The sequence below is a fragment of the Longimicrobiaceae bacterium genome (assembly GCA_036375715.1).
GTDB lineage: Bacteria > Gemmatimonadota > Gemmatimonadetes > Longimicrobiales > Longimicrobiaceae > DASVBS01.
The window spans coordinates 25,411-39,920 of the sequence record DASVBS010000081.1 but is presented as its reverse complement, the minus strand read 5'-3'; the positions used below and the strand labels follow the sequence as shown (position 1 = coordinate 39,920).

The window sequence follows — 14,510 nt, the reverse complement described above, 5'->3', positions numbered from 1 at the left end:
ATGAGCTCGACAATTTCCCCCGCCGACCTACCGGCATCGCTGACGGTAAACGAAGTGATCCGAGCCGTGCCCGAGTCGGTGGAAATCTTCAATCGCTTCGGCATCGACGCCTGTTGCGGAGGAGGCGTCCCGGTCCGTGAGGCGGCGGAGCGCGACGGTGCGGACCCCGACGCGCTGCTGGCTGCCCTTGCAGAACTCATTCGCAACGGCCGATGAATCAGCTTTCCGGGCGCGCGGCGCCGTTCCGGACCGACCGTCCCTCTACCCAGCTCCTTCACGATTCGGAAGACCTGCGCGTCGTCGCCTTCGCCCTCGAGCCCGGCCAGGAGGTGAGGCCGCACCGCAGCACCTCTGCCGTCCTGCTCCAGGTGATCGAGGGGGAGGGGGAGTTCTCCGGCGCCAATGGGATCCAGCGCGTGGTGGCGGGAGACGCCGTGGCTTACGACCGCGAGGAACTGCACGGGATCCGCGCAAATGCGGGGCGGCTCCGCTTCCTCGCGATCATCACCCCTCGTCCGGGCTGATAACAGGTCAGGCACCGAGGCGCCACCCCGGCTCGGCTTCGGCCGGGCCGGAGGATCCGGCCCGTTCACCGGCCACAGGTTTCCTACGATTCAAGCGTGTGCGGTGAAGAGGGCGTCGCGCACCTTCATGCGGGCGCGGTGCAGTAGCACGCGCTGGTTCGCGGGGGTGAGGTCCAGCGCTTCGCACACCTCCTCGGCGCTCCACCCTTCCAGGTCCCGCAATGTGATCACCTGCTGCTGACGCGCGGGGAGCGCCCGAATCGCTTCCTCGATGCGTTCGCGTAGCTCGTTGGTGGCGAGCCGGGTGTGCGGGTCCGCCCCGTCCAGTGAGGAGCCGTGCCACGCCAGCGGTTCCACGCGCTCCAGGTCCACCAACCAGTCGCCCTGTCCGGCCGACGTGCCGCCTCCCCCCGATAGTTCGGGCGCGGGCAGCGACGAGAGCGGGACCGTCCGGGCTTCGCGCCGCGCGCGCGTGCGCGCCCGGTTGACCAGGATGCGGAAGATCCACGTTCGGAGAGAGGATCGGGCCTCGAATCGCTCGATGCCCGAAAGCACGGCAAGCCACGTGTCCTGCACCACCTCTTCGGCGTCGGCCCGGCTGCGGACGTAGCTCCGGGCAAGACGCAGCATGGGGGAATACCAGCGGTCGAGGAGCAACTCGAACGCCCGCTCGTCGCGCTCGCGAAGAGCGCGAATGAGGAGGTGCTCCTCGTTGTCCGGCGTCGAACCGAGGGCGGGGGGAGGTAGATCGGCATGAGAAAGCGTACCGACCCGTTCACTGGGGCTGCGGAGCCACTTGCGGTTGTTCGAGCTCACGACCCGATCTCCAGGGAAGAGGGCGCATGAAGCAAACGAATCGTGGTCCCGCTGGGCGGTTCCACGATCCTCCATCGACCGGCTGCAACGGGCCGGTGCCACGCAGCACCGACCCCGCCGGCTCCGAAGCAGCGATAGCAGGAACCGGACCGGTGGGCAGGCTGGAGGGAGTTTGCGAACGATCCCGGAGGAGACGAAACGAATGGGCGGATAAAGTACGGTATTGTCAGCGGCAATTTCGTTACGGCGCGGCGTGGGCCGGACGAATGTGACGAGTGTAACGCGAGCGGAGGTTCGGAGACAGAGACCTGTGCGCTGAACGGAGGGCTTTTGGAGCGCCTCCTCCTGAGTTGACCCGGGTCGACGATGATCGGATGATAGAGCCGCTCTGCTGCGAGCGCGTCGAGATCGCGCTGGGAGATTATCTCGAAGGGGATCTTCCACCGCAGCTCCGAATGCGAGTGGAATCGCACCTGGCCGCCTGCCCCGAATGCTGGCGGGAGGTCCAGAAGCTGCGCCACACCGTCACCTACCTGGCCGACCTCCCCCGCCGCCGGATGCCGCAGTACCTGAAGGAATCTCTCCTCCGCGCCCATCGAAACGACCGCTCTACTCGATCGCTCCAAGTCGGATCAGGCCTTCTTCCCCTCTCGCAGGGCTCGTAAGAGTGTTGCTTTGGTATCTGGTGGCATGGGTTCGGGGGGAATGTCAGCCGCGGCGGCGATGATCAGCCGCAACTGATCCAGGTGGGCTCGGCAGGACGCGCATTCGGCGAGGTGTCGTTCCAGGCCCTGCCGCCGTGCCGGCGACAGGGCGCCTTCCAGGTACTCGGTCAATCCCTCACGCGAGCGTCGGCAGGGCGCAGGTTCCGTCATCGCAACTCTCGGAGGTTGGGGTCGACCGATCTCCCGGTCATGCGGTTCGTGCTTCGCGCATCTGATCGATCACCCACTGCATCTCTCTCGCGACCGCAGTGACGACGCCACCGGCGCGGAATTCTTCGGGAAGCACGTCCCAAGTATACGTCTCCACCTCCCAGTGCTGCCCCGCGGAGCCCCCCTTGAGCAACCCGATGAGCTCGCGCAGATAGGGCTGGGTGCTCTGGAAGACGCCGAGCTCCTCGCGGAAGAGAGGGACGTGGAAGTGGATTCGCCACTCGCGCGGGCCGTGCTCGTCCGCGGTGGCGTGCAACGCTTCCGGCAGGTCGACGTAGCGCCGGACCTGCCCGTCGGGTCGCCGCTCCACCACCTGGTGCAGGTAGACCGGGTCGGCGAATCTCTCCAGGTGACCTCGGAGCTCGGCGTCGCCTGCACGGTCGCCGCTGAACTCTACATGCAACCCCGCGCTGATCTGGAACTTGCCGATGCCGATCCCCGCCTGGCGAAAGGCGGCCAGCGCCTCGCGGGGCTCCTCGAACTCCACGGCCATGTGACAGGCGTCGAAGCAGACGGTCAGGTGCCGGCGGAGAATGGCCTCCGCGTCCTCGCGCCGCACGCCGACCTCGTTGACCAACGTCTCCACTGCGCGGTCCCCGAAGAGGTAGCGCTCGAAGAAGCGGACCGTCTGGGCGACCGTTTCCAGGTAGCAGCATGGCTCCGGTTCCAGAGCCAGCGAGATCTCTTTCCCCGAGCGTTCCCGAATTCCGTAGAGGTGGCCGGCGTGCCGCGCGAGCTGCACCACCATCCGCTCTATGTCTTCGTCCGACGCGACGAGCGGAGCGTAGGCGCCGGGTACGGTACTGATGGTTCCCTTCACGCCGTCGGGCAGGAGGGTCTCCAGCAGGGTCGCCAGGGCATCGGTGTAAGTGAGGCGCTCCGGCTGCATCCAGTTGGGAAGATAAACGTCTTCCTTTACCGGCTGCCCGTGGAAATGACCGTAGGGGAAACCGTTGATGGTGAAGACGTAGAGGTCGTGCTGGCGCAGGAAGTCGCGGAAGGCGGCGAGCTGTTCCGGCTCCCGCAGGGTCTCGGTGGCCTCGGCGGAGAGACGCAGCCCCACCCCGAAGCGTTGACCGGGAGCGACCTGCTCACGAACCGGAAGCACATAGCGGTCGAAGTTTTCGCGAACCGTTGCCCAGGTCTGTCCGGGGTGGATGTTGGTGCAGTAGGTGAGGTGGGGGCCTGCGACTCCGTCCGGCTGCATTGCTCTCCGTGGTCGGGGGGAACCTCTGGTCAGGCCGGGAAAGCTACGGCAGCCGCGGGCGGAGGCGCAAATTCGGCAGATGGGGGATGGCCGCTGGCGGTCCGCTTCAGAGTGCCTCTCCCTGGCACTCCGGGCACTGGATGGCCAGGAAGCGGAGCCACTCGACCACCTCGTCCGGCGCGGGGAAGTCGTGCGAATCCGGTTCTCCGGCGTAGACGTGGAAGACCTCGCCCCACTGATCGGCGATGATTATCGATCCCCCACCCACGCCGCACGCCTCCCGGCAACGGCCGTCGGGGTCGGCGAGCACCAGGAACGAGGGCTCGACCGCCTCGCGCACGCGGCCCGCTTCCGAGACTCCCGCGGGTACGACCGCGACCACGCGTCCGTCCCAGTCCTGAAGTCCCTCGCGCGCCGCGACAAGGGAGCGCAGATAGTCGATGCACCCTCGGCAATCGGCCGAATGCAGGAGGATGAGCACGGTATTCTCCCGGCCCGTCGTTCGAAGCCGAGTCGGGACGCCGTCGCTCCCGCGGGGAAGGGTCAGGTCGGGGATGCTGCGAAGTGCCGTATCCGAAGTCATGAGGTCCTTCCAGGGTTGAGCGGATCCGAGCGATGGGACAGTTTGCGAAACGGTTCGGATTGTCCCTCCCATCGTAGTTGCTGTACCCCGGGTGTCGAGATCGGCTCCGCAGGGGGGAGCGCTGCCGGCTTGTAGGTCCTCGTAGTCATCAGCTGCGGGTGTCGCGCCCAAAGATGGCTCACAGAGCACCTCGGTTGCGAACCGATACAAGGCGCCATTCCCGCGAACCGATTCAGACTCCCTCCGGGCCGCCGACATTATAAATAAGAGAAGCCCCGGGAGCGTTCCCGCTCCCGGAGCTTCCAATCACCACCAAGCGCCCGCTCCAGGACTCGAACCTGGGACCCTCTGATTAACAGTCAGATGCTCTAACCAACTGAGCTAAGCGGGCAGGCGTAGACAATAAGACTAACCGCTACGCGACCGCGCTGTCAAGCCCGTTTCCGCGCCATCTGTTTACCGGCCGGAAGGAACAAGCGGGGTGATTTCGAGTAGACGTAGGTGCAATCCTCCCCTGAGGTTGGGCAGTCTCCAGCCATTCCGCAGTACACCGCTTCGACATGAAAAAGAGAGTTCCGGCCTCGTTGTACCTTTTCGCCGCGGCGGGCATGCTCACCGGCGCGCTGGCGAGCACGCTCCTCTCGGAGGAGCGGCCGCATTGGCCCGGATCGCTCTTCACAGAGATGCAGCAGCTCACCCGCCTAGAGCCGATCCGCGTTCTCCCGCACCTGGAGGCGGCCGCGGTGGCCCTTGAGGCCCGCAGCGTGTTGGAGGCTGGCAGGCCCTGGGCCGCGTGGCGCATGCTCCGTGGCCTCCTGGACGAGGCAGAGGTCACCTCGAGCTATGTTCTGCTCACCGCCCGCGCCGCGGCGGAGTGGGGAGGGTGGGACCACGTCCGTGAGGCTCTGGAGGGTCGGGAGTGGCTGGAGACGGCCGAGGGTGGCGAGGGGCTCTACCTGTTGGCGCGGGCGAGCGAGGAGCTCGGACGCGACAAGGAGGCGGCGGAGGCGTACGCCCGCTACGCAGAGCTGCCCGCCGCGCGACACGTCGCCTCGGCGCTGGCCCGTCTCGGGGAAGTGCTGGCCGAAGAGGGGCAGCACGCCGAAGCGGCGGAAGCGTTCGGCCGGGCCGCCGCGGCCGCGCCGGAGATCGCGGACTGGCTGCGCACTCTGCAGATCGAGCAGCTCGCCGCCGCCGGCGAAACGCTGCCGGTGTCGCTGACCGCGGCGAGCCCGCCCCGGAGCGCGCCGGTGCGCCTTCGCCGGGTGCAGGCGGAGGTGACCGCACGGCGCACGGCGGGCGACCTGGCCGGCGCCCTCCGCAAGCTGGAGTGGGAGGAGCGCGTGCTGCGGGCGCAGGGGGCGGTCGCGGAGGCCTCGGTGCTGCGCCTCGATGCGGCTCGCCTGCTGCTGGAGCAAGGACGGGAAGGCGAGGCGCGCGAGCGCCTGCGCACCGTAGCGTGGGAGGTGCGCGCCCTCGCTTCCACCCGCACCGAGGCGGCAGACCTGCTCGGTCGCATCGACTCCTCTGAGCCGGCCGACGCGCTGGCTCGCGCCTCTGCTTACGAGGCGGCCGCCCGACCCGGGCTCGCCGCTCGCGCGCTCCGGGACGCGATTGCGCGCGGCGCCGCGGACGTCCCGGCACTGCGGCTCAAGCTGGCCCGCCTTCTCTACCTGGAGCGAGACTATCCGCAGGCACGGGAAGCTTTCCAGCGAGCCGCCGCGGAGCTCAGGGATGACGAGCAGGTTGCCGAAGCTCACCTGTACGCGGCTCGCTCGCTCTACCGTACCGGCTCGCGCAGCGCCGCCGTTCGGGAGCTGAAGCAGGTGGCGGAGCGATATCCCCGCACCGCCGCGGCGGGCACCGCGTTGTTCCTGCTCGGGGACGACGCTCCCTCGTTGCGGGAAGCACTCTCCTATTACCGTCGCGCGGCCGCGGTCGAGCACTCTCCCGATGCGCGCGAGGCGCTGTATCGGGTGGGCGATCGGAGCCTGAAGCTGAAGGATCCGGCCGGCGCCATCGAGGCGTGGGAGCGCTACGTCAGCCGCTATCCGCGGGGGGAGGCGACGGTCCGTGTGGCGTACGAGACCGGGAAGCTGTACGAGAAGGCCGGTCGCACGGAAAAGGCGAAGGCCATGTATCGCGCCGCCCTCGCGGCGGACCCGGTCTCCTACTACGCCCTGCGCGCGGGAAGTCGGCTGGGCACCCATCCGGTGGACGTGATTCTGGCGGAGCCGCGGCCCTGGGTGGGCCTTGCCTCGGACCCCACGGCGGGAACGGAGGTCCTCCGCCGACTGGACGCGCTGGAAGAGGCGGGCCTGGAGCGCGCGTGGGAACAGGAGCTGGAGTCGGCGGTACGGGTGCTGGACAATCGGCCCGCCGCTCTGCTTGCGGTCGCCGAGGGGCTCCGCGACCGCGGGCATTCAGTGGAGGCGATCCGCCTGGGCTACACCCTGCTGCAGAAGCGCAACGGGGAGTGGGATCCGCGTCTGCTGCGCGTGGTCTTCCCGTTCCCCTATCGCAAGCTGGTGGAGGCCGAGGCTCAGCGCGCCGGCGTCGACCCGATGCTGCTGGCGGGGCTGATCCGTCAGGAGTCGACCTTCCGGCCGAAGATCCGCTCCTGGGTGGGAGCCACCGGATTGACCCAGATCATGCCGGGCACCGGCCAATGGCTCGCTTCGCGGCTCGGCATTGGCGACTTCGAAGAGCGGCTGCTGGAGGTTCCGGAAATCAACCTCCGACTGGGCGCTCGCTATCTCGGCGACCAACTCCGCGCCTACGACGGCGCCAGAGATCTGGCGCTTGCGGCATACAACGCCGGACCGGGCCGCGCGAATCGCTGGAGGCGGACGCTGGGCTACGGAGGCGACACCGACGAGTTCCGCGAGGCGATTCCCTTTGACGAGACCCGGAACTACATCAAACTGGTGCTCCGAAACGCCGCGATTTACTCGCGACTGTACGCGGAAGAGCGCCCGGTCGGCCTGGTTCTTGACGAGAATCGCTGACCGCGTCGAAGTCAGAAGTTAAAAAAATCTTGATCTGGCCCGACCCCGGGAGTACTTTAGGTGTCTCCCGGGGCGTTTCCAATCCTCGCCGGCTCCCCGCCGGCGCGTTTTCCGTACAGCAGACAGATGTCCAGATTCGTCGCGGCGCTGGTGCTCGGGTTCACCCTCACCTTCCCGACTGCGAGCGGAGCACAGTCGCTTCGCGGCTCGCGCTCCAGCGTCGACCGGATGTACGAGACCGCCCAGCGGCAGAACCTCTACTTCTACCAGACGTCCAGCGGAGTGCGCCGCGCCGCAGATCGCGGCACCTTCGTGCGGCTCACCGGGAACGACAACTACCAGCTCGCCGCGGTGAGCCATCCGTATGTGCTTCCCGCTACGCGCACGTTCGTGGAGCGGCTCGCCGCCCAGTATCGTCGCGCATGCGGCGAGCGGCTCGTCGTGACCAGTGCCGTCCGCCCCAAGTCCCAGCGGCTCATCAACAGCGTCGATCGGTCGGTGCACCCCACCGGCATGGCCATTGATCTGCGACGTCCCCGCTCGTCCCGGTGCCTCGAGTGGCTGCGTTCCACGCTGCTCTTCCTCGAGCGCAAGGGGGTGCTGGAGGCCACGGAAGAGCGCAACCCGCCCCATTTTCACGTGGCGGTCTTTCCTGCCGAGTACCGCACGTACGTGAACGGCGGCGACACCCGCCTCGCCAGCGCTGCGAGCTCAGCAGGGGGAGCAGAGCCGGAGCGCTATGTGGTCCGCAAAGGCGACTCCATCTGGTCCATCGCGCGCCGCATGCAGGTCAGTATGGAGGACCTCCAGGTCTTCAACGGTCTCACTTCGTCTCGCATTCTGGCGGGGCAGGTAATCCTGATCCCTCGCTGATTTTTTTTCGGATCTACAATCTGTCGGTACGGTCTCCGAGGCCTCGGAGGCCGATGGCTCGCGCCGCGTCCGGACGCGGCTGCGATGCCCCCGCGTGGCTATGCCTTCCTCCCGGCGACAAACGAGAGGAGTGGGCGGGGATGTCGTGTGCCGGAGACGGTGCGCCGCTTCGAGCGCGAGGTCTGCTACCGCGGTCGGGTTCTCCTCATGCGATGCTTGTAACCAGCGGCTTGACCCGTTACCCTGCCCGCGAGCCGGTCAGCGTGTAGGTGTGGTGCTCGCGGGTGCGGGCAAGGTCGCGGAGGAAGGCGCGCGCCGCCGTGGCGAAGGCCCCCTCACGGCGCAGGGTCGTGGGGGTGGTATCGAGGAAGTCCTGTAGTGCGCGCCGCAGGCTGTTGTCGGACGAGTACCCGCATGCGTGTGCCACGCTCGATACCGTGCGGCCGGGGTCATCGAGCAACTCGGCCGCCATCAGCACGCGCATCCAGACCAGGATGCGACGCGGGGGCGGGAGCTCCGCTCGTTCGCACCAGCGGAGGAGCGTGCGGGGGGAGAGGTAGAGCATGCGGGCGAGCTCGCGCGCCTGGCCGCCGGTGGAGACGACTTCTGCGGCGGCCATCAGCAGTGCGCGAGCCTGCCCGGAGGTGTTGGCGGGGAGGGAACGCTCGAGCAGGCTCTGCAGAGGGCGACCTTGAATGCTGCGGATGCGGCGGCCGATCGCCTCTGTCGTGTCGTCCTCGCCGCGCACGATGATCTCTGCCACCCCCCAGGCGCCCAGGGTGCGCAGATCGCGATAGCGATCGGGGTGCAGATCGAGCGCCGCCACCACCGTGATGGACGGAAACTCCAGGAGTAGCGCGCGCAGCGGCGAAGCCAGCTCGTCGCGCGACTCGTAGGGGTCGACGACAATCAGGGCAGCAGGGGGTGAAGTCCGGACGAGCTCTCTAAGCTCGTTCCAGTCCTTCACTTCCACGTACTCAAAACGCTTGCCTCCCGCCCTCCGCACCTGATCGCGAAAGCGCGCATCAGGATGCAGGACCAGGAGAGGTCGGAGAACCTGGCGCATAAATCAGCGGGAAATATGTGGTTACGTTCCGCTCGCGCCGTGGCCGGCTTGGTGGAAAGGTTTCAAATTGAGAGCAGATCCCCCGACATAATCGGTTCACTGCACTCCTGCACAGACCCAGGACGATCTATGAAGCGCTTCCGCCTGCTCATCGCCGCTGCCCTTGTTGGCCTCGTGACCACTGCCTGCTCGTCGGACCTGGTTGGTCCCGATCCGAGCGCGCCGAGCTACGACGCGGTTCAGGGGCCGACCGGCCAGGGCGGCTTTGGCTCCGGCGGCTGAATCAGCTTAGCTGAGGAAGCGCCCGGTGGGGGCGGAAGGCCAACTACTAGGCCTCCGCCCCCACAGCTGTAAGTGCCTGCAGAAACTCCTCAACAATCTCTGCATCTTCTGGCAACTGATTGTCCGGAGCACTAACGGACGCGGCTGCATGATGGTGAGTCTGAGCGCAGGAGAGAACGGCTTCGGCCTCGAAGACGATCTGCGCTTCTCCACGCATCGTTGCCTGCTCGAGGGCAGCGCGCGCGGCGCTTTCCGCGCGATCCCACAAGCCCAGCCCCGTGGCTCCTCGAGCCAGGTTGAGCAACGCCTGGGCTCGACGCGGTGCGGTTTGAGGAAGAAGCATGAGATTGTGAGCATTGTTCCAGGCCTGCTCGAACAGCTCCATCTGACCGAGACCGCCGGCCGCACGGGCAACGTTGGCCTGGACGAGCAACTGCTCGTCCACCGAAGTAAAGCGTGGCATCAACGCCTGGAGTACCGGCAACGCCTGCTGGAACTGGCCTTCGCGCATCCAGAGGACCGCAAGGTCGTGAGCCAGGTAGGGTATCCGGTCGTGGGTCGGGCCATAGGCTCGGAAAGCCTGCCGGGCGTAGCGCTGGGCCGTTGCAGCTTCACCGCTGTCGAGAGCAATCAGGAAGAGGTCGTGCAGCGCCATCCCCATCACCTCGCCGAGGGCGTGGCGCTTGGCGGCACGGTATGCCTTGATCTGGCAACGCCGGGCCAGCGGGAAGTTACCGCGGTGGCTGGCGAGGTTGCCCAGGCTGACGTAGGAGCGCGCGTACGGTTCCCAGGCGCCGGTCTGCCGTCCGAGCATGATCGCCCGGCGGTGCCAGCTCTCGGCCCGAGCGTACTCGCCCTCGGCGCGGGCGAGCCGGCCCACCTCGTGGGCCAGCTCCGCGTCCGCGGGGCAGACGAGCGCAGCCGCTTGCGTGAACGCCAGCGCGGTTCCGCTGTAATCGTGCGCCATCGCCCACTGCGCCACCTGGCGACAGGCGAGAGCCACCGGCTCCCGCCGCATCGTGCTCGCCTGGCCGAGTACCGCCGCAAAGGTGCGTAGCGGCTCCACCAGCTCCTCGTCCATCTCCGTCACCAGGATCTCGGCGATGCGGCGCTGTTCCGCACCCTCCGTGAACAGCTCGCCCAGCTCCCGCGGATTCGCCGACGCCCACAAGGTGATGCTGCGTAGGGACTTCCATAGCAGCACCGCCACCTCCCCGCTCATCTCACGCAGAATGTCGGCTCCTTCGAGGAGCTCCGCTCCCCTGGTGAGCGGCGGGGGGACCCGCCACCTTCGTGTACGGCCGGGCGCCGGAACGGCGTGCGATGGGGTCATGGCTCTTCCCTGCGGTTCTCGTGATGGGCCTGGAAGGTGGACAGCCTGGTGTACTGTAGTTTACGGCGAAAAGCCGAAAAACGCCACACTCCCCGTCTCTCGGTCCGTACTCGCCCGTGGCCAGAGTATCGGCAAGGGTGGCGCAACGCTTGAGCAGGAGAAGGGTGCACCCGGGTATGGAGCGTGCAAGCCTCTCGTGCCGGATCCTCACCCGCCCACGGGCGGTCAACAAACCGGATGGGAACCACGGCTTCTCCTGACGACCGACGCGCGCAACGAAGTCGGGTCGCGCATGACCTTCCGTTGCAGCGCTTCCTGCAGCCGGACGATGTGACCTGCGGCCCGACCTGCCTCCGCAAGGTCTACAATTTCTACGGAATCGACCCCGGGCTCGAAGAGATCCTGCGCGAGATCGACCGCAACGAGGATGGCGGAACGCTCGCCGTCTACCTCGCCATCTCGGCATTGCGTCGCGGATTTCGTGCCCGGATCTTCTCCTACGACCTGCGAATCTTCGATCCCACCTGGAAGGGACTCGGACGCAGGGAGCTTCGGGCGAAGATCGACGCCCGTCTGCCCTATCTCCGTCAGGCGAAGGCGCGGCGGGCGGGCGAGGCCTATCTCGAGTACCTGCGGCTCGGTGGCTCGCTCGGCTTCAACGAGCTTACCCCCCGCCTGCTGAAGCAGATCCTCGACCGCGATCACCCCATCCTCGCGGGACTTTCCGCGACTTACCTCTACCGCATGCCGCGGGAGCGCCATCTGCCCGGAACGCACGAGATGGTGGAAGACGACGTCGCTGGCGATCCGGTCGGCCACTTCATCGTCGTCTCCGGTTACGAACGCTGGGGAAGGCGCTTCATCGTCCGGGACCCGTCTGAGCATGTGCCCGTAAGCCCTGACGGCCGGCTGGTGGTGGAGGCCCAGCGTCTCATCAACGCGATCCTGCTGGGGGACCTCACCTACGACGCAGTCCTCCTGGAGCTGTGGCCGGGACCCGAGCTCGCGGGAGCCGAGTGAGCGACACAGTTGTGATCGTCGTCTCATCCCTCGACGACCTCCCGGAGCTTCCGGCTGAACGCTTGCTCACCGCCGACCGCTACCTCGCGGGCGTGGAAGGGATCGCGCGAGGAGCCACGGTGGTGAACCTCTGCCGCTCCTACCGCTACCGCTCCAAGGGTTACTACGTGTCGCTGATCGCGGATGCCCGCGGGCAGCAGGCGCTTCCCACCGCGGAGGGCCTGGAAGGACTCTCCGAGCGCTTCGGCGTGCTGCGCATCCTGCACGAGGCCGGCGTGCCCACTGTGGAAACGAGCGAAGGTCTCGCCCGGCGTCGCGCACCGAACGGGGGGAGCGGTCCCTCGGGAAAGCGCGCGAAGGAACAGAACGGCGCGCGGAACGAGCTCGAGGTGCTCGCCTACTTCGGCCGCTGCGCAGACCCCCGTGCGAGGGCGGCCGCCCAGGCGATCTATCGCGAGTGGCCTACCCCGGTCCTGCGTCTCACCCTGGTGGAGGACGGCAACTCCTGGCTGGTCGACCGCGTGGTCGCGGTACCGCTGTCCCAGCTCGACCAGGCGGAGCGCCCGCCGCTCATCAAGGCGCTGGAGGACGAGCGTCGCGTGCGTCGCCGCGGCGCCGTCGTCGCGCCCGAGCTCAAGCGGGCATCGATGGCCATCCTTTTCGATCCTGACGATCCCTTCAGCCCCTCGACGCCCGAGACCCTCGAGCGACTCGAGCGCGTGGCCGGCCGCTTGAGAGTGCACGCCCACCGCATCGGCATCGACGAGCTCGATCGGCTGGGCGAGTACGACGCCCTGTTCATCCGCACCCTCACCGGCGTGCGTGAGCCTTCCTTCCAGTTCGCGCTGCGGGCGGAGATGCTCGACATGCCGGTGATCGACGATCCGCAATCGATCATCCGCTGCAGCAACAAGGTCTTTCTCGAGGAGCTGCTGCGGCGCGAGGAGATCCCCACCCCGCGAACCCAGGTGATCACGCCGCGGACCGGTTGGAACGGTCTGGAATCGCTCGGCAGCCCGGTGGTGATCAAGCTCCCTGACGGCTCCTTCTCGGCGGCGGTGTACCGCTGCTCCACTCCGCGGGAGTTCGAACAGGTGACCGCGGATCTGTTCAGGCGCTCTCCCCTCCTGATCGCGCAGGAGTACCTTCCCACCGACTTCGACTGGCGGGTGACGGTCCTGGGCGGCCGCGTCCTTTTCGTGGCGCGCTACTTCATGGCGCGGGGTCACTGGCAAATCCGAAGCGAGCACGAGGGTCACGAGCGGTTCGGAAAGGTGGAGGCGGTCCGACGGCAGGATGCGCCTCCCGCGGTCTGCGATCTCGCGATCCGCGCAGCGGCCCTCATAGGCGCGGGCCTCTACGGGGTCGACATCAAAGAGACGTCGCGTGGCCCGGTCGTGATCGAGATCAACGACAACCCGAATCTGGACATCGGCTACGACGACGCCGCTGACGGAGAGCAGATCTATGAGGATATCGTAAAATACTTCCTGCATCGTATCGAGGAGCCTTCAGGAACCGCTCCCGCACCTCTTTCTTCCGAGCCTGCCCCTGCCTTACTCGCCCACGCGGCATCGGTCCGCGCGGACGACCGTCGGCATTTCCGGCCCTTCGAAGTCGCCGGGCTGGAGATCGAGTACGCGGTGGTGGACCGGGACCTGAACGTCGTCTCCATGGTGGCGCCGGCGCTGCGCGAGCTCGCCGGTCGTCCCACTTCTGACGTGGATCTGGGGCACGTGGCGTTCTCCAACGAGATCGCCGATCACGTCTTCGAGGTGAAGACGCCGCAACCCACCCGCAGCCTGCGCGATGCAGAGCAGCGGCTGGTGGAGGGCGTGCAGAGGTTCACGGCGGTGCTGCGCGATCGGTTCGGAGCGCGACTCCTGCCCACCGGCATGCACCCCTGGCTGAATCCTCGCCGCGCCCGGCTCTGGTCCCGCTCCAACACGCGAATCTACGGGACCTACGCCCGCCTGTTCGACGTCCACACCCACGGCTGGCTCAACGTCCACTCCACTCACCTCAACCTGCCAATGGGCCGGAGCGAGGAGGCGGTGGCGATGCTGAACGCCGTGGCTCTGGTCATCCCCTATCTGCCGGCGCTGGCCGCCAGCTCCCCCATGTACGACGGGGAGCTGCAGGAAGCGGTAGACAATCGTCTTGCCTGGATCCTGAAGCACCAGGCGCGGATTCCTGAATCGCAGGGGTGGATCGTTCCCGAGTTCGCTTCCAGCCTGGCCGATTATCGCCGTAACGTACTCGGTCCCATGTACCGGGCGCTCGATGCTCTCGAGGATGCCGGCGCGCTGCGCCACGAGTTCTTCAATGCCCGTGGCGCCGTGTTCAAGTTCTCCCGCCGGTCGATGGAGCTCCGCGTGCTGGATACGCAGGAATGTGTACGCATGGACGTCGCCATCGCCGTGTTCGCCCGGGCAGTCCTTCGCGCGGTCACCAGGGCGCTGCGGGCTGGACGGCTCGAGCTGCCTCCGCATGCGCTGCTGGTGGACGACTTTCACGCCACCATCGGTGCCGGCAGCGAGGCGCGGGTATGGGCGATGCACCTGGCGGGAACCTCGGATCGCGACAACGAGGGGAAGGCCTCCGTGCGCGACGTGCTCCGTGGCCTGCTGGAGCGCGCGCGCCGCGACGCCCGTAGAGACGAGGGGGAATACCTGGACCTGGCCGAACGAATCATCGCCAGCGGGAGCCTTTCCGAACGCATTCGTGATGCCCTGCTCCCCCTGACCCACGATGACGACGCGTTCACCGAAGCTGCCCGACGGGTGTACATAGAGCTCGCCGACTGTCTCGACGCGAACGAGCCCTGGCGCGGACGCGACCTCTAAGACGCTCGCACGAACGG

General features: G+C 67.3%; 13 protein-coding genes and 1 tRNA gene. 8 read left to right on the top strand and 6 right to left on the bottom strand.

The window, feature by feature from the left end; translation table 11 throughout:
* Entirely contained in the window at positions 1 to 216 is a 216-nt protein-coding gene (locus VF167_17415; protein ID HEX6927207.1) for a DUF542 domain-containing protein, read from the top strand.
* Positions 213 to 524 (top strand): cupin domain-containing protein, encoded by a 312-nt coding sequence (locus tag VF167_17410; protein HEX6927206.1) that lies wholly within the window; start codon positions 213 to 215, stop codon positions 522 to 524. The genes VF167_17415 and VF167_17410 overlap by 4 nt, the downstream gene beginning before the upstream one ends.
* A 90-nt stretch (positions 525 to 614) precedes the next feature.
* On the opposite strand, the gene VF167_17405 is transcribed toward VF167_17410, so the two are convergent.
* Positions 615 to 1,340 carry a sigma-70 family RNA polymerase sigma factor gene (locus tag VF167_17405; GenBank protein ID HEX6927205.1) on the bottom strand — a complete coding sequence of 242 codons (726 nt, stop codon included), beginning with the start codon at positions 1,338 to 1,340 and terminating at the stop codon, positions 615 to 617.
* Between the two features lie 374 nt (positions 1,341 to 1,714).
* On the opposite strand from VF167_17405, the gene VF167_17400 reads away from it, so the two are divergent.
* On the top strand, positions 1,715 to 2,005 hold the full coding sequence (locus VF167_17400; protein ID HEX6927204.1) for a zf-HC2 domain-containing protein: 291 nt from the start codon (positions 1,715 to 1,717) through the stop codon (positions 2,003 to 2,005).
* Between the two features lie 247 nt (positions 2,006 to 2,252).
* On the opposite strand, the gene eboE is transcribed toward VF167_17400, so the two are convergent.
* The 3 genes from eboE to VF167_17385 all read right to left on the bottom strand — a co-directional run bounded on the left by eboE (position 2,253) and on the right by VF167_17385 (position 4,456).
* Complete coding sequence (eboE, locus tag VF167_17395) at positions 2,253 to 3,482, bottom strand: metabolite traffic protein EboE (protein HEX6927203.1); 1,230 nt, start codon at positions 3,480 to 3,482, stop codon at positions 2,253 to 2,255.
* A 106-nt stretch (positions 3,483 to 3,588) separates the two neighbouring features.
* Positions 3,589 to 4,065 (bottom strand): redoxin domain-containing protein, encoded by a 477-nt coding sequence (locus tag VF167_17390; protein ID HEX6927202.1) that lies wholly within the window; start codon positions 4,063 to 4,065, stop codon positions 3,589 to 3,591.
* Between the two features lie 317 nt (positions 4,066 to 4,382).
* Positions 4,383 to 4,456, bottom strand: a tRNA-Asn gene (locus VF167_17385).
* Between the two features lie 169 nt (positions 4,457 to 4,625).
* Here VF167_17385 and VF167_17380 point away from each other — a divergent pair.
* The gene (locus tag VF167_17380) at positions 4,626 to 7,073 is read left to right on the top strand and encodes a transglycosylase SLT domain-containing protein (GenBank protein HEX6927201.1); all 2,448 of its coding nucleotides are present in this window, start codon (positions 4,626 to 4,628) and stop codon (positions 7,071 to 7,073) included.
* A gap of 126 nt (positions 7,074 to 7,199) precedes the next feature.
* Positions 7,200 to 7,946 (top strand): DUF5715 family protein, encoded by a 747-nt coding sequence (locus tag VF167_17375; GenBank protein ID HEX6927200.1) that lies wholly within the window; start codon positions 7,200 to 7,202, stop codon positions 7,944 to 7,946.
* Between the two features lie 238 nt (positions 7,947 to 8,184).
* Here VF167_17375 and VF167_17370 read toward each other — a convergent pair whose 3' ends face one another.
* Positions 8,185 to 9,012 carry a helix-turn-helix domain-containing protein gene (locus VF167_17370; GenBank protein ID HEX6927199.1) on the bottom strand — a complete coding sequence of 276 codons (828 nt, stop codon included), beginning with the start codon at positions 9,010 to 9,012 and terminating at the stop codon, positions 8,185 to 8,187.
* Between the two features lie 129 nt (positions 9,013 to 9,141).
* On the opposite strand from VF167_17370, the gene VF167_17365 reads away from it, so the two are divergent.
* Complete coding sequence (locus tag VF167_17365; GenBank protein ID HEX6927198.1) at positions 9,142 to 9,294, top strand: hypothetical protein; 153 nt, start codon at positions 9,142 to 9,144, stop codon at positions 9,292 to 9,294.
* A gap of 46 nt (positions 9,295 to 9,340) precedes the next feature.
* Here VF167_17365 and VF167_17360 read toward each other — a convergent pair whose 3' ends face one another.
* Entirely contained in the window at positions 9,341 to 10,627 is a 1,287-nt protein-coding gene (locus tag VF167_17360) for a hypothetical protein (GenBank protein ID HEX6927197.1), read from the bottom strand.
* A gap of 303 nt (positions 10,628 to 10,930) precedes the next feature.
* On the opposite strand from VF167_17360, the gene VF167_17355 reads away from it, so the two are divergent.
* Positions 10,931 to 11,647: a hypothetical protein gene (locus VF167_17355; protein ID HEX6927196.1), complete on the top strand. Its 717-nt coding sequence runs from the start codon at positions 10,931 to 10,933 to the stop codon at positions 11,645 to 11,647.
* Positions 11,644 to 14,493: a glutamate-cysteine ligase family protein gene (locus tag VF167_17350; GenBank protein HEX6927195.1), complete on the top strand. Its 2,850-nt coding sequence runs from the start codon at positions 11,644 to 11,646 to the stop codon at positions 14,491 to 14,493. Before VF167_17355 ends, VF167_17350 begins: the two co-directional genes overlap by 4 nt.
* Positions 14,494 to 14,510 lie beyond the last annotated feature (17 nt).